The sequence below is a fragment of the Bacillus sp. N3378-2at genome (assembly GCF_033412715.1).
GTDB lineage: Bacteria > Bacillota > Bacilli > Bacillales > Bacillaceae > Bacillus > Bacillus subtilis.
This window is the reverse complement of record NZ_CP117986.1, coordinates 1476060-1495380: the sequence shown is the minus strand read 5'-3', so window position 1 is coordinate 1495380 and position 19321 is coordinate 1476060. Positions and strand designations below refer to the sequence as shown.

The 19321-nt window shown below is 38.1% G+C and carries 20 protein-coding genes and 4 pseudogenes; 14 read left to right on the top strand and 10 right to left on the bottom strand.

Features of this window, described 5'->3' with window-relative positions; all coding sequences use genetic code 11:
- Positions 1-72: 72 nt before the first annotated feature.
- The 3 genes from PUN35_RS08215 to PUN35_RS08205 all read left to right on the top strand — a co-directional run bounded on the left by PUN35_RS08215 (position 73) and on the right by PUN35_RS08205 (position 3689).
- Positions 73-1848, top strand: a complete 1776-nt coding sequence (locus PUN35_RS08215) for a T7SS effector LXG polymorphic toxin (protein ID WP_031600385.1) — start codon at positions 73-75, stop codon at positions 1846-1848.
- Between the two features lie 2 nt (positions 1849-1850).
- Entirely contained in the window at positions 1851-2309 is a 459-nt protein-coding gene (locus PUN35_RS08210; RefSeq protein WP_014479498.1) for an SMI1/KNR4 family protein, read from the top strand.
- Positions 2310-2441: 132 nt separating this feature from the next.
- The gene (locus PUN35_RS08205) at positions 2442-3689 is read left to right on the top strand and encodes an IS256-like element ISBsu2 family transposase (protein WP_031600262.1); all 1248 of its coding nucleotides are present in this window, start codon (positions 2442-2444) and stop codon (positions 3687-3689) included.
- A 43-nt stretch (positions 3690-3732) separates the two neighbouring features.
- Here the strand turns inward: PUN35_RS08205 and PUN35_RS08200 are convergent, their stop codons facing one another.
- The 4 genes and pseudogenes from PUN35_RS08200 to PUN35_RS08185 form a co-directional block, all read right to left on the bottom strand.
- Complete coding sequence (locus PUN35_RS08200) at positions 3733-4038, bottom strand: hypothetical protein (protein WP_033881586.1); 306 nt, start codon at positions 4036-4038, stop codon at positions 3733-3735.
- Positions 4039-4195: 157 nt separating this feature from the next.
- Complete coding sequence (locus PUN35_RS08195; RefSeq protein ID WP_033881589.1) at positions 4196-4483, bottom strand: DUF5316 family protein; 288 nt, start codon at positions 4481-4483, stop codon at positions 4196-4198.
- A gap of 42 nt (positions 4484-4525) precedes the next feature.
- Positions 4526-4736: pseudogene (locus tag PUN35_RS08190) on the bottom strand (hypothetical protein); the annotation flags it as partial.
- Positions 4737-4857: 121 nt separating this feature from the next.
- Positions 4858-5097 carry a helix-turn-helix domain-containing protein gene (locus PUN35_RS08185; RefSeq protein ID WP_033881587.1) on the bottom strand — a complete coding sequence of 80 codons (240 nt, stop codon included), beginning with the start codon at positions 5095-5097 and terminating at the stop codon, positions 4858-4860.
- Positions 5098-5234: 137 nt separating this feature from the next.
- Here PUN35_RS08185 and PUN35_RS08180 point away from each other — a divergent pair, with 137 nt between their 5' ends.
- From PUN35_RS08180 to PUN35_RS08170, 3 genes are all read left to right on the top strand, one after another.
- Positions 5235-5546 carry a hypothetical protein gene (locus PUN35_RS08180; RefSeq protein WP_041516380.1) on the top strand — a complete coding sequence of 104 codons (312 nt, stop codon included), beginning with the start codon at positions 5235-5237 and terminating at the stop codon, positions 5544-5546.
- Between the two features lie 14 nt (positions 5547-5560).
- Positions 5561-5953 carry a hypothetical protein gene (locus PUN35_RS08175; protein WP_041516382.1) on the top strand — a complete coding sequence of 131 codons (393 nt, stop codon included), beginning with the start codon at positions 5561-5563 and terminating at the stop codon, positions 5951-5953.
- A gap of 855 nt (positions 5954-6808) precedes the next feature.
- Positions 6809-7402 (top strand): hypothetical protein, encoded by a 594-nt coding sequence (locus tag PUN35_RS08170; protein ID WP_014479501.1) that lies wholly within the window; start codon positions 6809-6811, stop codon positions 7400-7402.
- 209 nt (positions 7403-7611) lie between these two features.
- Here the strand turns inward: PUN35_RS08170 and PUN35_RS08165 are convergent, their stop codons facing one another.
- Entirely contained in the window at positions 7612-7836 is a 225-nt protein-coding gene (locus PUN35_RS08165; RefSeq protein ID WP_131121726.1) for a hypothetical protein, read from the bottom strand.
- 85 nt (positions 7837-7921) lie between these two features.
- Here PUN35_RS08165 and PUN35_RS08160 point away from each other — a divergent pair.
- Positions 7922-8031: pseudogene (locus PUN35_RS08160) on the top strand (peptidoglycan-binding domain-containing protein); the annotation flags it as partial.
- Between the two features lie 45 nt (positions 8032-8076).
- On the opposite strand, the gene PUN35_RS08155 reads toward PUN35_RS08160, so the two are convergent.
- The 3 genes and pseudogenes from PUN35_RS08155 to PUN35_RS08145 form a co-directional block, all read right to left on the bottom strand.
- Positions 8077-8592, bottom strand: coding sequence for a hypothetical protein (locus tag PUN35_RS08155; protein WP_014476481.1), 516 nt, complete (start codon positions 8590-8592; stop codon positions 8077-8079).
- 128 nt (positions 8593-8720) lie between these two features.
- Entirely contained in the window at positions 8721-8921 is a 201-nt protein-coding gene (locus PUN35_RS08150) for a hypothetical protein (protein ID WP_033881592.1), read from the bottom strand.
- Between the two features lie 398 nt (positions 8922-9319).
- Positions 9320-9615, bottom strand: a pseudogene (locus tag PUN35_RS08145) (contact-dependent growth inhibition system immunity protein).
- A 432-nt stretch (positions 9616-10047) separates the two neighbouring features.
- Here PUN35_RS08145 and PUN35_RS08140 point away from each other — a divergent pair.
- From PUN35_RS08140 to PUN35_RS08110, 7 genes and pseudogenes are all read left to right on the top strand, one after another.
- A complete protein-coding gene (locus tag PUN35_RS08140) occupies positions 10048-10365 on the top strand; it encodes a putative quinol monooxygenase (protein WP_031600388.1) in 318 nt (105 codons plus the stop codon).
- Between the two features lie 114 nt (positions 10366-10479).
- The gene (locus PUN35_RS08135; protein ID WP_033881593.1) at positions 10480-10797 is read left to right on the top strand and encodes a hypothetical protein; all 318 of its coding nucleotides are present in this window, start codon (positions 10480-10482) and stop codon (positions 10795-10797) included.
- 307 nt (positions 10798-11104) lie between these two features.
- On the top strand, positions 11105-13051 hold the full coding sequence (gene manR / locus PUN35_RS08130) for a mannose transport/utilization transcriptional regulator ManR (protein ID WP_014479505.1): 1947 nt from the start codon (positions 11105-11107) through the stop codon (positions 13049-13051).
- Positions 13052-13199: 148 nt separating this feature from the next.
- Positions 13200-15152, top strand: coding sequence for a PTS mannose transporter subunit IIABC (gene manP, locus PUN35_RS08125; RefSeq protein ID WP_014479506.1), 1953 nt, complete (start codon positions 13200-13202; stop codon positions 15150-15152).
- A 14-nt stretch (positions 15153-15166) separates the two neighbouring features.
- Complete coding sequence (manA, locus tag PUN35_RS08120; RefSeq protein WP_014479507.1) at positions 15167-16114, top strand: mannose-6-phosphate isomerase, class I; 948 nt, start codon at positions 15167-15169, stop codon at positions 16112-16114.
- Positions 16115-16283: 169 nt separating this feature from the next.
- The gene (locus PUN35_RS08115) at positions 16284-16775 is read left to right on the top strand and encodes a YjdF family protein (protein ID WP_072592525.1); all 492 of its coding nucleotides are present in this window, start codon (positions 16284-16286) and stop codon (positions 16773-16775) included.
- Positions 16776-16847: 72 nt separating this feature from the next.
- Positions 16848-18096 (top strand): annotated as a pseudogene (locus PUN35_RS08110) (IS256-like element ISBsu2 family transposase).
- Positions 18097-18189: 93 nt separating this feature from the next.
- On the opposite strand, the gene PUN35_RS08105 reads toward PUN35_RS08110, so the two are convergent.
- Complete coding sequence (locus tag PUN35_RS08105; protein ID WP_014479509.1) at positions 18190-18696, bottom strand: GNAT family N-acetyltransferase; 507 nt, start codon at positions 18694-18696, stop codon at positions 18190-18192.
- A 218-nt stretch (positions 18697-18914) separates the two neighbouring features.
- Entirely contained in the window at positions 18915-19310 is a 396-nt protein-coding gene (locus PUN35_RS08100) for a hypothetical protein (protein ID WP_009967031.1), read from the bottom strand.
- Positions 19311-19321: the final 11 nt, after the last annotated feature.

Genomic DNA, 19321 nt, shown 5'->3' with positions numbered 1-19321 from the left:
ATCTTAAACCCGTTAACTCTCCTAAACTATGGTAAAATTTTGAGTATTGAGTGTCAGAAAAAGGAGAATGGTATGAAGGTATTTGAAGCAAAGTCATTACTTTCTGAAGCGGATAAACGTGCAAAAGAGTACAAGGAATTCAGATCACAAATGGTTAGGCTCAGAAAAGCATTTAAAGACGTAGCAAACCTGGAGGACAGCGAGTTTTCAGGTAAGGGCGCAGACAACATTAAAGCATTTTATCATGATCATGTCGGCGTTACAGACCAATGGATCGATCTGATTGACATGAAAATTGCTTTCCTTACAAGTATCTCTGGAGTTATAGAGGAAGCCAGCTTGTCAGATGCATACGTCGAGGAGTCTTTCTTAGAGCATGAACTAGCTAATGCTTATAAAAAATCAAAGGCTATTATGTCCGAACAGAAGAAGGCAATGAAGGACATTCTGAACGATATTGACGATATCCTACCACTTGATTTGTTTTCAACAGAAAACTTTAAAGATGAACTTGCAAGTGCAGATAAGAAACGCGAAAAAACAATTAATAAAATTGGAGAAGTCGATGATGATTTAACAACTGAATATGCACTAACAGAGCCTAACGAACAATTCATTCAGCAAGATTTTAAAAAGCTGCAGGAGTCAACAGGCAAAGGAAAGAACGCTACACCAATTCACTACAATGCCAAAGCGTATAGAGAAAGTGACATACATAAGAAAAAAGACGATATTGAAAAACGTACTGAAGCTTATTTGACGATTAAGAAGAAGGAAGAAAAAGAACGGGAAATCGAGAAGCTGAAGGAAAGACTGAAAAATTACGACTTTGCTGATGCAGATGAATTCTATTCAATGGCCAAAACCATTGGTTATGACAATCTAACAGCAGATCAACAAAGATATTTCACACAGATTGAAAACACACGTGAGCTAATGGCTGGAGCCAAAGGTACTGTTACAGCTCTTTATGATATGACAGCTGAAACATTAGACTATATGGCACACAATCATCCTGTCGACATGCTTATTAATTCTGCAGTCGCAGTTTATCACTATGATTCCACATTTAATTCAATTAAAGATGCAATAATAACCTCCTATATTAGAGACGTAAAGAACGGGGACGCAGAATCAACAGCTCATTGGATTACATGTGCAGCAGTAAACATCTTTGCTTTAAAAGGTGCTGGTTCAGTTGCTAAAATAGGAGTAAAAACTGCCGGAAAAGCGACAGTCAAAAAAGTGTCAAAAAAACTGGATGAAACTCCTGATCCACTAACAGCAATTAAACCGTTTGTCATGCGAGATGATGTTGTTGTAGCAGGCGGCATGCCTTATAATGTCATCAATGATGTGAGCGCAAAAGACAGGTTGCTTCAGCTTGCTAAGAAATTAGATGAAACAAGAAAGCCATTTACAGGTAAGGAAATAAATCTCCCTTGGTTAAATAAAGAAAAGTATGGTGCCTTTGAGGTTAAAGGGAAGGTAAAAGCTTCAGGTAAAACCAAAGATGTGAGTCGTAGAGTATACACATTGAAAGATATTGATATAAACAAAGTTGATACTGAAAGTGGAAAAACAAATTTACAACTCATGAAAAAAGGTGACGCTCCTTTTGCTAATGACGGCACAAAGATCAACTTGCATCACTTAATTCAAGAAGAGCCAGGAACGATGGTGGAAATTCCGGCTTCAGTGCATCAAAATAATAAAAAAGTTCTTCATGGATTGAAAAAAGGTGGAGAGAGTTTTAGAAATGACAAAGAGCTGCGAAATCAGTATAAAAGCTTCCAACGAAGATATTGGAAATGGAGAGCGAGCCAATTTGAGAAAGGAGAGATGTAACAATGACTTATCATGAAATTGAAGAATTTATTAAAGAAAACGCTGAAGATGATGATTTCACAGGCGGAATAAGTGAAGATAAAATAAAAGAGATACAAAACAGTTTAAATGTAAAACTTCCCGAGAGTTATAAGTGGTTTTTAAATAAGTATGGTTCAGGTGGAATTTACGGGGTAAATATACTTGGTCATGGCAAAGTTTCTGCAAGAGTTGTTACAGTTACTGAGGAATATAGAACTCATTATGATTTAAGTGACGGTATTATCGTAATAGAGTATGTAGATGAATTTTCTTATTGTCTTGATACAAATAAGATGGAAAACGGCGAATGTCCAGTAATTGTTTGGGCAAACGAAGCTGGTTATGGAGACACAGTTGCAGATAATTTTTTGCAGTTTTTTATGGAAGAGCTTGAAGAAGCAAAAGAGAACTGGGAAGAAGATGAAGACTGGGAAGATTAATAAGAACGAAATAACCCCCTCACAAAAATGTGAAGGGGGAGTGTAATATTAACTGTGTAAGTAAGGAATGCGTACGGTTCCTTACTCACACAGTTTTTTATTTGATAGAATAATAAGTATAAAGCTAAAGGAGTGGTTTCAGTGGGGAAATTGAAAAGAGATCCGAACTCCGTAGAATTAGCTAACAAGATTATCGAACAGTATCAGCCTAAATCAGTAGAAGATATGCAAGAAGCATTAAAAGACATATTTGGTCCCATGTTTGAGTCAATGCTAAAAGGTGAAATGAATCACCATTTGGGCTATGAATCCAATGACAAGGGAGAAAAAGAAACAAGAAATAGAAGAAATGGATATGGCAAAAAGATCGTGAAAACAACGGCAGGAGAAGTTGAAATTGCAGTCCCCCGTGATCGTGATGGTTCATTTGAACCGCAGTTGATTCCAAAGCGTAAAAGAGATGTATCCTCTATAGAGGATAAGGTCATTTCGATGTATGCCAGAGGAATGTCACAACGAGACATTTCTTCCACGATAGAAGACATCTATGGCTTTTCTGTATCTCATGAAATGGTATCCGACATTACGGATACTGTACTTCCTAATTTAGAAGAGTGGCAAAATCGTCCCTTAAGTAACTGTTACCCTTTTGTGTTTGTCGATTGTCTTTACACAACCATTCGTAATGACTATGAAACGAAGAAGTATGCCGTTTACACAATACTAGGATATACCATAGAAGGTAAAAAGGACATTCTAGGTTTGTGGTTGAATGAAACGGAAAGTAAACATAAATGGATGCAAATTTTTGATGAAATCAAATCTCGTGGTGTAGAAGATATCTTCTTTCTCTCAATGGATGGCGTTAGTGGTCTGGAAGAAGGAGCACGTGCGATTTTTCCTGATGTGACCGTACAGAGATGTATTGTTCATTTAATTCGAAATTCGATTAAGTATATACCAAGTAAAGACTACAAGCCTTTTACTGCTGCCTTAAAGAAAGTGTATGGAGCTCCAAGCCTTAAGGCTTGTCACAGTGCATTTGAATCTTTTGAAAAGCAGTGGTCTACGTACCCTGGAGCTGTAGACGTATGGAAACGAAACTTTTCTCATGTGGAACAACTTTTCGATTATGGTGGTAATATTCGTAAAATCATGTACACTACAAATGCCGTTGAAAGTATCCACTCTAGCTTTCGAAAAGTCACGAAAAAAGGAGCATTCCCCCATGAGAATGCCCTATTAAAAATATTGTTTTTACGAACAAAAGAATTAGAAAAGAAATGGGATGGTGGACGCATCCAGCAATGGGCTATGGTCATGAATCAACTATTAGTTCATGACCACCTAAAGGAACGTGTGAAGAAATATCTAGAATAACTTACACACTTTTCTTGACAAGCCCTGTGAAGGGGTTTTTCATTTATCGTTTTAGGTATTCTTCTTCCATAAACGTCAATATTTCACTTTCTAATTCTGCAGGGAAATGGCTATGAGGCGTACCAAGTGGTGCCATTATCCCTTTTCTTACTTTCCCCAGGTGACTATGACAATACTTTAGATACACATTGAATCGTGGGAATTCCTCATCCCATGGAAATACCTCTTTATCTTCAAACTTTAATCTAATACTTTCAAGGAATTTACACGCTTCCCTACGTGATTTAAAGTGTTTGGAACGCCTAAATTCATTCCCTACAGAAACAGAAATTTCATGAGAAGTTGTCAATTGAAAGCCCCCTTTATTTGGTATGTAAAAAGCATAGCACATACCAAATGAAAAATGTGGGAGCTCGGTCAGAGTAGATTATTCGAACATACTTCTCACAATTTTACTCAGTTGTTCAATCTTTCATCAAGTTCAAACACTCGTTTATTAAGATTTTTTATTTTGTGCTGAGTAAGAAAATAAGAACAACAATAGAGGGTATTGCTGTGATCATGAGGTTTAAAGTATTTTTGATTCTAAACTGTCTGTGTTCTTTTGTTTCAGAATGATGATTTGCTCGCTGACGGTCTCCACTTACTGCTAAACCTGAAATTAGAACGGATATACCTATTAAAATGATTGATACTGTACCAAATACTGTTTCATAAGATACACTTCCTCTGAAAAAGTATCCAATAACTCCTTCAATTATTGCTAGAATTAGTCCTAAACCTAGAAATTTCATTGTAATCGTCCTTTTCACACCAGTCTTCTTATCTACATTCTACAGCTGTTTAAGATGAGCTGTAATATCTTGAGGTTGGTTTTCCTCAAGTCTGTCTAATTTAACGTTAATCTGATTGAATTCCTTCTTTGTTTCTTCTCTAAATTCAATTCATCTCTTTTTTAAATGACTTTAATTCAGATGACACACCATCAATTTTGTTATCAATTTTCTTTATTTCATCCAATATTGCTTGAAGCATATTGTTCTCCATCCCGTTCACCTCTCCGTACAGTGTAAAGCTATTGCAATACTTTTGATTGTCGGAAATTCCGACAATCGAATATTTCAATGGTTTTGTTTAACGAATTAAAAAATAAAAGCAATACTTTTGCTTAAGAGTCTTTAGGATCATCCTCGACAAATTCAATAACATCTTCCAGTTTGCAATTTAACACTTTGCAAATTCTGTCTAACGCTTCAACATTTATAGATTTTACTTTTTCTTCTTCGCTCAGTTGCTCATTATTAACCCATTTACTAATAGTATTTGGTCTTATTTCTGTTTTTCTAGAAAGCCAATACATTGATTTATCGTGTTTTTCTAATAGTTTATCTAATTTAAATTTGATCAAAAGTATTCACCTCCAAATAATAATACCACAAACCAACGCAAAAAATAATGACGATTTAACGCTTGTCGTTAAACAAATGATGATATATTATCAACACAAGGAGTTAAACAAATAGAGATTAACAAGAGGTGATAATATTGAAACACATAATCATCCACAGAAAAGACTTAGGTAATTTACCCGCAATACTCTTTTATAAGCAGTTCGCAATAGCTGGTGAAGATGGTCAAGTTCATCTATATCAAGTCTTAAAAAGAGGGGATGGGCTGTACGATAGGCTTCATTCAGATTTCTTGGCCGAAGATATTCAATACAAAAGTCTTGTCACTCTGACTAATGCAGTAGTTGATAAACTGCTTCACACAACCTTATGGGATGCACTTATTGATAATCGAGAGCTAATTACATTAGAAGGCTTTCAGTTGTTAGACAAAAACAAAACATACTAAAGGGGATACTGACAATGCAAATTAACCGACACACTGTAGGAACTAACGTAACGAGCTTAGGGACAATCACTAACGAGGAACGCTTTGAGGATATAGCTAATCACTTTCACCATTTCATCCTGAATAACAAATCAGAAGAAGTTAATTTCATTGAAACAAGTAATAATGGAGCGCCTACAAAGCGCTTCAACATACATACTGAAATCACTATTCCTGTTTCCTTCAATATAGATGGTGAAAGTAAAGAGGATGCAAGAGACAATTTAGAGTCAATGTTGCAAATGGCAATTAATCATATACATGTGTTGTTTGAAATGGGCGGAGGACAAATAGTTATCCCTAGAGTTAGCGATAATTTATGTAGGATTGGTGAGTATGACGTAGAGGAAGCTGACGCTGATGAATAAAACTGAGATACATAACGATTGGTTCTGTAAAGTGGCTTTTGGAGTATTATTTGTAGCTGTACCGGCTATATGTATCCAGTTTGTAGCTTGGTTTGGGTGATTAGGGAGTGCGGGCACACTCTCCTAATCGTAAAAGGGTTGATACCTTTCCATTGTATTTAAACTCAACAATTTAATCAAGGGGGGCGTGCAATGCGACTCCTTACAATTAAATAAAGTCAGTCTATGCTCCTGAATTAAGGTGTTGTCTTTAGTGATGCCTTTTTTAAGGATCAGACTGCCGTGGAATGCGCTAACACACGTAAAACTTGACAGGGTAGTGACTCAGCCGACGCAATAAATGAGGATAGGATGCCTTCTGTGTTTCCCTATTTACACATGCATCTGAAAGGCGAAAGCTGCCATTAAGTGCTGACGAAGGATGGGTGTATCGTTTCTGACGATGCAGGACAAGCCATAAGTATACGAACCCAATTTTGGGTTGGTTGAACCTGTTAGGGACACTTGACACAGTAGGCTTGTTTGGGGAATAACCAACGGCAAATAGGGTGAACACACGGATACCACAAGTGGATATACAATCAAGTTTCAGTCGCCTGCCTGAGTTTGTTTATTTTTTTACAAGCAAATTCAGGCAGACAACTTGCCCAGCCGTTGTCCACAGTCTCAACCAATCAAGCAAAAAATCAAAAGAAAAGTCAAGACAAATAATAAAAGTATAACAGTATCTAGGTCAAATTAACCAATGAAAGCATTACTAAAGATTCTTTCTTGAGTTTTTAGGTAATTATTGGAAAAATAATTGAATAATCTTTTTAGGAATGTTCTACTTAAACAAGGGGGGTAAAAATTATTATGCCATTCCAAGGAATTCATTATCAAGATGCAGTTTATTACAATAGTGATCAAAGCTTAATTTTAGCTCCACAAGAAGACGGTTTTATTTTTACAAATTTTTTGCTTCTAGATGATAGGGACTATAGGGGAGAAATTTTAAAGGAAATTTTCTCCGCTGGGAATATTCCTGAGTTAAAGGCGAGCACATGCACAAAAAGTGTGAGAGTACCTTGCCCAACTACAACAAATCCATTTAGAATGTGCAATAAAAATGTTAGCTATCCATGTATCTATAAAAGAACAAGTACTTATAAAGTGTATTTACGAGTTCGCTATCCAGACACAATTGATCAAGAAGCAAGAAAATTACTGCAAAATTGTGTGAACATCGCTACAGGTGTTGCTCTTAAAGTACTAGCAACGGAGATGCCAGGAGCAATTTCAACTGGAGGAGCAGCTGTTGCAGCAGTAGTAGCAAAAGCATATACAGCATTTCAGGCCTCTTTTACCTCTTGTATTTCTGGGATAAGTGTTTTGTCTGTAATAAAAGGTTCAATAAAAACCGAAATCTATCAAAAAATGGAACCGAAAACTGATTGGCATTTAGCTTAAGTGCCCTTTTTATTATTAAACCGTACAAAAAAAGAAAAGGTGTTATTATCCAGTGAATCTATCTACAACCTATAGCCTCACTGTGTATTTTGAACACCTTAGAGTCACATTGGAGTCACAAAAACTTTAAAAACCACTTAGTAACAACAAATATTAATCAGGAAACTAAATACTATGAACCCTTATGTGACAAGGGTTTAGGCAATTATTTAGGATTGATAAATATTAATCAGAATACGTGTCTCGTCCTTGACAGGGTAGCGATCGCTGGTTCGAGCCCAGTCGGAATTATAGCTTAAACCCTTGTGCAGCAAGGGTTTTTTACTTTGCTTTAATAAAGCAGGTTTATCAAATTCGCGAGTTGTTGGCGAACTTTTCTCTCCAAACAAACATAAGGTTTTTAAAATTTTCTGTTTCCATGGAACTTTTGTCATTTACACTTTCTGTATAAAGATGTTCTACGACCGTTTTATCTTTTTTTATATATGCAATGGTGGTGTTTAATTGAATCTCATATTCTACGGATCAAAAATCGCAAACGCGGTTAAACGGTTCCAACTGATGAATGGTTAAAAGCTAACGGTATTTATGGACCTAAGACTAAAGCGAAACTTGAAGCGAAATTATAAAAAATTAAACCCCTTCTGTTGTAGAAGGGGTTTAAAATTCATTTATCAATTTTCTTGTGGAGCAATCTTTGCCACTGGAGCACCACAGAGTAGGAAGAATGCAAATACTGCTGGTGGGGAAACTGCTAAACCTATAGTTCCTAGAAATCCTACAACAGTCAACCAATCTCCGTTTTGAATGGCTTTTTGAACTTGATTTAAAGCACCTTTACTTAAGTTAAGTGCATCTTCTAAACATCCTTGAACACTATTGATTTTGACATCGGTATAATTATATTCCTTATTCATATAATTAGCGAAAGCAATCATGCCCTCTTTTTGAGCTGGAGGATAAGGAGCTTTTTCAAGCTCGTCCTCATTGACTGTATATCCCGTCTCTTTGTCAAAAACTAAAATTTTAGTAAAGATGTACTCAACTTCTGCAACAGATTTTTCAATTTGTTCTTCAGTTAAGCCATCTAAACCGTCCTCCGGATTCAATTGTGTTGCTGAAGCTGCTGGTGCAATTGTGGCAATAGCAAGAAAGAAAATCGACGCCAGAAAAAACAATCTTTTCAACATGTGTGAACTCCCCCTTTTTTGAAATGGTAAAGCAATTCAATAGTAACATACATTTTTTCAAGAAAAAGGGAGTTTTATTTAGAATTAAACAAATTAGACATAATAAGTCAAATATCGACAGAAGATTGTTACCACAAGTGCAAAGCAAGAAACGAAAGTGCCCATGCAAATATCCCGAACATTACAAAGAATCTAAGAAAAGTTTCGTATTTTGTAAGTTTTCGTTCTTTTTTTGTTTTACCTAATCTCCAGTAAAGGGCATAGCCGGAGAATAATAAAATTATTTGTCCCAGTTGAGACACGGACTTTAAAAACTCTATACCATTCATTGATTTCACCTCTTATTTAATTATCGCAGACGGAAAAACCGTTTCCAACAGTTATATAAAAATTGAGCAATCCGTAATATGTCTAATGGTATATGAAATGATGTTTCCCTTATCCAGCAGACCATAAGTGTATAGTGGTACAGCGTTACTCGGGGTTAAGCGGGCATGTGCAAGCCAGCTTAATGTTAGAATATAATCGCTACCTTGTGACAGGGGGAGAGGCCCCTGGTTTGAGACCAGTCGAAATCATAGCTTAAACCCTTGCGTAACAAGGGTTTTTTATTTAGTTATATTTGTTAGCTTTGTGTCTACATAGGGACGAATTGAGGACGAAAATTTTTTTGCTGATTAAGAAGTGAATTCAAAATCAGCCCTATTTTTATGCTAGGTTTAATGGATTATAAGGTTTCAATATTCTTTTCTATTATTTGAATAACTTGTTCGAGCCATACTAATGGAGATACTCCGTAACTAAGAATGTCCACTCCGTCAGCAGCTTCATCTATAAAATCATTCTTGTCTTCATCCAAATAATCACTGTAAAATCTTTTAATGCTACTATATCAGTTTTTTGCTCTTCTTTTGGAATCTCTTCTAAGTATTCGTCCAGTGCTGACTCTGGAGTTTCTATATCTTGATGAAATATACCTCCTAGAAAATGAAATACAGGTTCAGATAAGTTTGTGTCTATCATGATATCATCTCGTTGGCTAGCCAGTTAATATAAAGATACCTTTTCAATAAATTTTAGCAATTGTTAAAACAGTAATTGTATCTTCTCCCTTGGCTATTTCTCTTCTTAAATCTTCATTTCCTTTATAGGAGTATAAAGGCTTGTTCTTATCACAATTTAACCATTTTTCTATCTAACTGTAAATTAAGAGTACTATTAACAGCTCTTTCTGTAGTGCTTTATTTTTAAATGATGATGAACTGGAACTCTTCTTGTTACTCATTTTGCTTTTAGCTAGTCTTTGAATCAGTTCTTCGTCGGTTCCCATACCCCCACGACTAAGTCTTTAACACCAAATATAGTACCGTCAATCGCATTCATTACTCTACTATTACCCCTTAAATCGCTGCCTTAATGTCGGGGGTTGTTTTTATTTTTCAACAAAATGTTATAATGAAAAGCCATAAAATGATAGGAGGGGGAATTTCGATGCATTACATAACGGCATGTTTAAAAATCATCAGTGATAAAGACCTTAATGAGATAATGAAGGAATTCAAAAAACTTGAGGAAGAAACGAACAAAGAAGAAGGTTGTATTACATTCCATGCTTATCCGCTTGAGCCATCAGAACGTAAAATAATGCTTTGGGAGATTTGGGAAAACGAAGAAGCTGTGAAAACCCATTTCAGGAAAAAACACACAATAGACGTTCAAAAACAAGAATTAACGGAAGTAGAATGGTTAATGGAAAGCAATGTGAATGATTAATAAGGCATCTTCAAACGAGACATTCAAAAACTAAGAATCGGAAAGTTGTTGGCGGATTGTTGTCCAACTCCGCCAACAATATCATGCGGAGAATTTAAAAGCTTGGAGAAAAAAATGAAAAAGAAAACCTCATTTATACTTTCAATTTTGGCAGCACTTATAGTTATATTGATTGCACTACCGGTTCTATCTCCTGTTGTTTTTACAGGTGCTTCTGAAAAAGGAGCAATCAGACACGAAATTTATAAAAGAGGATATCCCTACCAAAGCTACTTTGCAGTACTCCATAAAGAAGGTGACAATGAATCTGGGAATCTTTATTATGTGAATTGGCTAGATTGGAAAGATAAAACTGGACAAACGCCTCACTTATGCTATTCAAAAAAATCATCAGATGGTAAATACAAAGTAGACTGTGGAACCGGGGCGTAAAAAAATGCCCGAGATGGAAGGTCTGCGGATACTGATCACTGGACAGAGAACGCTGTGCTTTGGTTGGTGTCCGTTTTTTATTTCGTATACTAAGCTGACATAAAACGAAAAAAGAAACTATCACAGAATCAGGTCGTTTCTAGCAGTTAACTTAAAATCATAAAAATCGTATTTTTCCGGATGTTTCGGTAAAAAACGAAACTTTTGTCTCTATGATTTTATTTTATAATGTAAACGGTTTCTTATGTAGTATACTTATACTATCAATTTGCTCAAGTAGATACTGACAGGAAGGATAGAAAAACAGATGGAATACATAAATACAAGACAAAAAGAGATTTTGTATCTGTTGTTATCTGAACCTGATGACTATTTAGTTGTGCAAGATTTCGCAGATAGGGTACAGTGTTCTGAAAAAACAATCCGGAATGATTTGAAAGTGATCGAGGATTATCTCAATGAGCATTCTCATGCACAGCTTATTCGAAAACCAGGGTTGGGCGTTTATTTATATATAGAAGAACAAGAAAGGACCTGGCTAAGCCAACAATTACATACTGAACATTTTTCTTCTAGGCAGCGGAGCGATGAAGAAAGAATGCTGCACATTGCTTATGACTTATTAATGAATCCGAAGCCTGTTTCCGCAAAAGACATTGCTGCTCGGCATTTTGTCAATCGATCTTCCATAAAAAAGGATTTATACGCAGTAGAAGAGTGGCTGAAGCGTTTTGATCTCACGCTGGTTTCTAGGCAGCGGCTTGGATTAAAGGTTGAAGGGAACGAAAGAAATAAAAGAAAGGCATTGGCAAGAATATCTGATTTGATCCACAATACAGCGTTTACCAGCCAATTTATTAAAAGTAAGTTTTTACATTATGAAGTAGACTTTGTGACGAAAGAAATCAAATCACTACAAAAAAAGCATTCCCTCTATTTCACAGACGAAACGTTTGAAAGTTTGCTGCTGCATACATTGTTAATGGTCCGCCGCATCAAAATGAAGCAGCCGATTTCATTGTCCCCAAAAGAAATGGCGGCAGTAAAAAAGAAGAAAGAATATCAATGGACATTTGCTTGTTTACAACGGCTCGAACCGGTTTTTGCAATCCGCTTCCCTGAAGAAGAAGCCGTGTACTTAACATTACATATATTGGGCGGTAAAGTTCGTTATCCATTGCAGACAGAAGAGAACCTTGAAAATGCTGTGCTTCCTAAGGTTGTAGGGCATTTAATCAATCGTGTTTCAGAGCTGAAAATGATGGATTTTCATAAGGATCAGGATTTGATCAATGGTTTGAACATTCATCTCAATACTGTGCTACAACGGCTGAGCTACGATCTTTCTGTAGCAAATCCTATGCTCAATGACATCAAAAAGATGTACCCTTATTTGTTCCACCTCATCATTGATGTTTTGGAAGACATCAATCATACTTTTGATCTTCAAATTCCTGAGGAAGAGGCAGCATATTTGACATTGCATTTTCAGGCAGCGATCGAACGGATGCAGTGCAGCAGCGAGACACATAAAAAGGCGATTATCGTCTGCCACATGGGGATTGGGATGTCACAATTGCTGCGGACAAAAATTGAACGGAAATGTCATCAAATCGCTGTAATGGCCTGTATTGCAAAGGCCGATTTAAAGGATTATATCAAAAAGCATGAGGATATTGATCTTGTCATATCCACCATTGCGCTGGAGAATATAACGGTTCCCCATATTGTTGTATCTCCGCTTTTAGAGCCTGGCGAAGAGAAGAAATTAAGTGCGTTTATACGTCAGCTGGGCGAATCACACCGCCAAAAACAAAAAACGTTTCAGATGCTGAACAATACGACTCCTTTTTTGGTTTTTTTGCAGCAGGAGGCAGAGCACCGCTACAAGTTAATCGAACAGCTGGCGACAGCTTTGTTTGAGAAAGGCTATGTTGATAAGGACTATGCGGTTCATGTGGTGATGAGGGAAAAAATGTCGGCGACAAATATTGGATCAGGCATTGCCATTCCTCATGCAAACGCTAAATTTATTAAACAATCAGCAATCGCGATTGCCACATTAAAGGAGCCGCTTGAATGGGGAAATGAAAAAGTTTCGCTCGTTTTTATGCTGGCTGTCAAACACGAGGATCAAACCATGACAAAGCAGCTGTTTAGCGAGCTTTCATATCTTAGCGAGCAGCCGGCCTTCGTCCAGAAGCTGACGAAAGAAGCCAATGTCATGACATTTTTATCTCATTTGGATTATTAAAGCAGGGATTATTCCTTGCTTTTTTTTGTTATAGGGAAAAATGCCTTTATTACCGGAACCTATGGTAAAAAAAAGCGATTTTAATGAGCTGATTTCAGTATACAGTTGAGACAAGATCTTATTATTCACACTTTAAAGGAGGTTTCCTATGAAACTGTTAGCGATTACATCTTGTCCGAATGGAATCGCCCATACGTATATGGCAGCGGAAAATCTGCAAAAAGCTGCTGACAGACTGGGCGTTAGCATCAAAGTTGAGACCCAGGGGGGAATTGGTGTCGAAAATAAGCTAACCGAAGAGGAAATTCGCGAAGCGGACGCAATCATTATTGCTGCAGACCGCTCGGTAAACAAAGACCGGTTTATAGGCAAAAAACTGCTGTCTGTGGGGGTACAGGACGGCATCCGCAAACCGGAAGAATTGATTCAAAAAGCTCTTAACGGGGATATACCGGTCTATCGTTCCGCTACAAAATCGGAGCCCGGTAATCATCAGGAGAAGAAACAAAATCCAATTTACCGTCATTTAATGAACGGCGTTTCATTTATGGTTCCTTTCATTGTTGTCGGCGGATTATTGATAGCGGTTGCATTAACGCTTGGAGGGGAGAAAACACCTAAAGGCTTAGTTATTCCGGATGATTCCTTCTGGAAAACGATTGAACAGATCGGCAGTGCTTCATTTTCATTTATGATTCCGATTTTAGCCGGCTATATCGCCTATAGCATCGCTGATAAACCGGGGCTTGTGCCAGGGATGATCGGCGGTTATATTGCGGCGACTGGAAGTTTTTATGACAGCGCAAGCGGCGCCGGATTCCTCGGGGGGATTATTGCCGGGTTTTTGGCCGGATACGCGGCACTTTGGATCAAAAAATTAAAAGTTCCAAAAGCCATCCAGCCGATTATGCCGATTATTATTATTCCGGTGTTTGCATCACTGATTGTAGGTTTAGCGTTTGTATTTTTGATAGGCGCGCCTGTAGCTCAAATTTTCGCCTCTTTAACAGTTTGGCTGGCGGGGATGAAAGGGTCGAGCTCGATCCTTCTGGCATTGATTTTAGGAGCGATGATCTCATTTGATATGGGCGGTCCCGTAAATAAGGTGGCGTTTCTGTTTGGATCGGCAATGATTGGAGAAGGGAATTATGAAATTATGGGACCAATTGCTGCCGCCATTTGTATCCCCCCGATTGGCCTTGGCATTGCGACGTTTTTAGGAAAAAGAAAATTCGAGGCATCTCAAAGAGAAATGGGGAAAGCGGCATTTACGATGGGTCTTTTCGGCATTACTGAAGGAGCGATTCCATTTGCGGCGCAGGACCCTCTGCGCGTTATTCCAAGTATTATGGCAGGCTCAATGACAGGTTCTGTGATAGCCATGATTGGCAATGTGGGAGACAGAGTGGCGCACGGCGGACCTATCGTTGCAGTGCTTGGCGCAGTTGATCATGTCTTGATGTTTTTTATTGCTGTGATTGCAGGATCTCTTGTCACTGCTCTGTTCGTCAATGTACTAAAAAAGGATATTACGGCGTCTCCTGTGCTCAGTGAAACTGCACCGACCTCCGCGCCAAGTGAAGCTGCTGCAGCAAATGAAATAAAACAGCCAATTCAAAGCCAAAAAGCTGAGATGTCGGAATTTAAAAAACTGACAGACATAATCAGCCCGGAATTAATTGAACCAAATTTATCGGGGGAAACGAGGGATGACATCATAGATGAATTGATTCAGAAATTGTCCCGAAGAGGTGCGCTGCTTTCAGAGAGCGGGTTTAAACAAGCCATTTTGAATCGTGAACAACAGGGAACAACGGCGATTGGCATGAATATCGCGATTCCGCACGGAAAGTCTGAGGCGGTCAGGGAGCCGAGTGTTGCCTTTGGGATCAAACGATCAGGCGTTGATTGGAATAGCCTGGATGGATCAGAAGCTAAATTAATCTTTATGATTGCTGTACCGAAAGAGAGCAGGGGAAACCAGCATCTCAAAATACTGCAGATGCTATCTCGAAAGCTAATGGATGACAATTATAGGGAGCGGCTGCTCTCCGTGCAAACAACAGAAGAAGCATACAAGCTGCTAGAAGAAATCGAATAAAGCGGGGGATTTTCATGACGACTGAACCGTTATTTTTCAAGCCTGTTTTCAAAGAAAGAATTTGGGGCGGGACCGCTTTAGCTGATTTTGGCTATACCATTCCGTCACAACGAACAGGGGAGTGCTGGGCTTTTGCCGCGCATCAAAATGGTCAAAGCGTTGTTCAAAACGGAATGTATAAGGGGTTCACGCTCAGCGAATTATGGGAACATCATAGACATTTATTCGGACAGCTTGAAGGGGACCGTTTTCCTCTGCTTACAAAAATATTAGATGCTGACCAGGACTTATCTGTTCAGGTGCATCCGAATGATGAGTATGCCAACATACATGAAAACGGTGAGCTTGGAAAAACAGAATGCTGGTACATTATTGATTGCCAAAAAGATGCCGAGATTATTTATGGCCACAATGCAACAACAAAGGAAGAACTAACTACCATGATAGAGCGTGGAGAATGGGATGAGCTCTTGCGCCGTGTAAAGGTAAAGCCGGGGGATTTTTTCTATGTGCCAAGCGGTACTGTTCATGCGATTGGAAAAGGAATTCTTGCTTTGGAGACGCAGCAGAATTCAGACACAACCTACAGATTATATGATTATGACCGAAAAGATGCAGAAGGCAAGCTGCGCGAGCTTCATCTGAAAAAGAGCATCGAAGTGATAGAGGTCCCGTCTATTCCAGAACGGCATACAGTTCACCATGAACAAATTGAGGATTTGCTTACAACGACATTGGTTGAATGCGCTTACTTTTCGGTGGGGAAATGGAACTTATCAGGATCAGCAAGCTTAAAGCAGCAAAAACCATTCCTTCTTATCAGTGTGATTGAAGGGGAGGGCCGTATGATCTCTGGTGAGTATGTCTATCCTTTCAAAAAAGGAGATCATATGTTGCTGCCTTACGGTCTTGGAGAATTTAAACTCGAAGGATATGCAGAATGTATCGTCTCCCATCTGTAACATGGCAGGTCTTGAGAAATAAATTTGCGAGTGAAGACGCCTATTCTCCAGCAATGATCTAAATAAAATAAGAGTTTAATAGTTGGAGAAGAAATGTTACACTCTTTTCTGTATATGGTAAAGAATGAAAAAACACGATTCGGTTGGTAGTCCGGATGCATGATTGAGAATGTCAGTAACCTTCCCCTCCTCGGGATGTCCATCATTCTTTAATATCTTTTATGAGGAGGGAATCGTTATGAAATTAACGATTTACTACGATGGTCAGTTTTGGGCAGGCGTTGTTGAAGTTGTGAACAATGGAAAGCTAAGAGCCTTTCGTCATCTTTTTGGCAAAGAGCCGAGGGATTCTGAAGTATTAGAGTTTGTTCATAACCAACTCCTGAATATGTTGGCCCAAGCTGAGCAGGAAGGAGTTCGTTTACAAGGCAGACGTCAAAAAAAGATCAATCCAAAAAGATTGCAGCGCCAGGTTTCAAAAGAGTTGAAAAACGCCGGAGTAGCTTCTAAAGCTCAAGAGGCGATAAAGCTAGAGCTTGAAGCAAGAAAGCAAAAGAAAAAACAAATAATGAAAGAACAACGAGAACATGTAAAAGAGCAAAGGTATATGCTCAAAAAGCAAAAAGCGAAAAAGAAGGGGAGTGTAATATTAACTGTGTAAGTAAGGAATGCGTACGGTTCCTTACTCACACAGTTTTTTATTTGATAGAATAATAAGTATAAAGCTAAAGGAGTGGTTTCAGTGGGGAAATTGAAAAGAGATCCGAACTCCGTAGAATTAGCTAACAAGATTATCGAACAGTATCAGCCTAAATCAGTAGAAGATATGCAAGAAGCATTAAAAGACATATTTGGTCCCATGTTTGAGTCAATGCTAAAAGGTGAAATGAATCACCATTTGGGCTATGAATCCAATGACAAGGGAGAAAAAGAAACAAGAAATAGAAGAAATGGATATGGCAAAAAGATCGTGAAAACAACGGCAGGAGAAGTTGAAATTGCAGTCCCCCGTGATCGTGATGGTTCATTTGAACCGCAGTTGATTCCAAAGCGTAAAAGAGATGTATCCTCTATAGAGGATAAGGTCATTTCGATGTATGCCAGAGGAATGTCACAACGAGACATTTCTTCCACGATAGAAGACATCTATGGCTTTTCTGTATCTCATGAAATGGTATCCGACATTACGGATACTGTACTTCCTAATTTAGAAGAGTGGCAAAATCGTCCCTTAAGTAACTGTTACCCTTTTGTGTTTGTCGATTGTCTTTACACAACCATTCGTAATGACTATGAAACGAAGAAGTATGCCGTTTACACAATACTAGGATATACCATAGAAGGTAAAAAGGACATTCTAGGTTTGTGGTTGAATGAAACGGAAAGTAAACATAAATGGATGCAAATTTTTGATGAAATCAAATCTCGTGGTGTAGAAGATATCTTCTTTCTCTCAATGGATGGCGTTAGTGGTCTGGAAGAAGGAGCACGTGCGATTTTTCCTGATGTGACCGTACAGAGATGTATTGTTCATTTAATTCGAAATTCGATTAAGTATATACCAAGTAAAGACTACAAGCCTTTTACTGCTGCCTTAAAGAAAGTGTATGGAGCTCCAAGCCTTAAGGCTTGTCACAGTGCATTTGAATCTTTTGAAAAGCAGTGGTCTACGTACCCTGGAGCTGTAGACGTATGGAAACGAAACTTTTCTCATGTGGAACAACTTTTCGATTATGGTGGTAATATTCGTAAAATCATGTACACTACAAATGCCGTTGAAAGTATCCACTCTAGCTTTCGAAAAGTCACGAAAAAAGGAGCATTCCCCCATGAGAATGCCCTATTAAAAAATATTGTTTTTACGAACAAAAGAATTAGAAAAGAAATGGGATGGTGGACGCATCCAGCAATGGGCTATGGTCATGAATCAACTATTAGTTCATGACCACCTAAAGGAACGTGTGAAGAAATATCTAGAATAACTTACACACTTTTCTTGACAAGCCCAAAAGAAGCACAGAGGTAAATAATCCAAACAAAAGCAGGCGCAGTGCCTGCTTTTGTAATTAAGGACTCTACTTTGTAACATATATCCAATGTTTATAATCCGCTGATTTATGATTCAATATAAACCCTAACTTCTCCAAGGTTTTTTGTGAGCCTAGATTATCATGTTCGCATCTAGCGGTGATCCGGTTTACTGTTTCTTGGCTTAATGCCCAGTTTATTAGTTTTTGGGCGGCTTCCACACAATAACCTTTGCGGCGATGACTTTTATTTGTTGCAAAACCGATTTCAATCATGCCATTTTCGTCTGGGTCACCTAAAAATCCAGTTCCCCCAACAATTTCATAATTGTCCTTCTTTACAATAATCCATGAATCAAATCCTTTTGTTCCATTGTTTTTGACTAAAATCTCGCGGAAATAAGGTATCGCTTCAAAAAAATCAGAATTTGGCCATTCACCATTTGTTTCATAACCTAAGTCTTTGATAGCCTGATGATCTAGTTTAGACGCGGCGTCAAGAAGGGGAATATCAATCGTTTTTAAACGTAATCGATTCGTTTCAAGGAGAACCATATATCTAATCCTCTTTTCTTTTTACAGGGAATAATGATAACATATAACAATTTTCTCTGGTACCTTGGCAGTAGAGAAAGATGAAAAAATTGAGGGGGATTGAAAGAGTGACAGGGGAGAGTTTGCCCAGACCAAAAACGGGTAGGAAAATGCTGATGTTAATGTGTCCCTACCCGTTTTTCTGTTCCTGAATGCAGGGTTTCTGATAACATGTTGTGCTACCTTTTCGCAATCAAATAAAGCGATATGGCTCTTTGGGTTTGAACAGGATTATGAATGATAATGACCCATTGGTTTCTTCGTCTTGGAAAGCTTGCTACCGCATACAATGGAGCAGTATCGCGCGGAGTGAACCCACCATTTATCACGTTGATATCTCTTCCTTCAAGATGACAAACTAAGTATTCACCTGGATTGATGACCTGTTGGTTCGTCCATGCGTAAGAATAAAAGCCGTCTCCAAGATCTTCGGTGGAAGATGGGGGGACAAAGCCATCTACAGTCAATGTGATTTCTCTTCTTCGCTGTCTTTCTGAAAAATCTGGACTTCTTTGAGGGTTATGAGTATGTGAAAAGTAAGGAATTAACGCAGGGCCATAAAAGTAATGATACAAAGCAACCACTC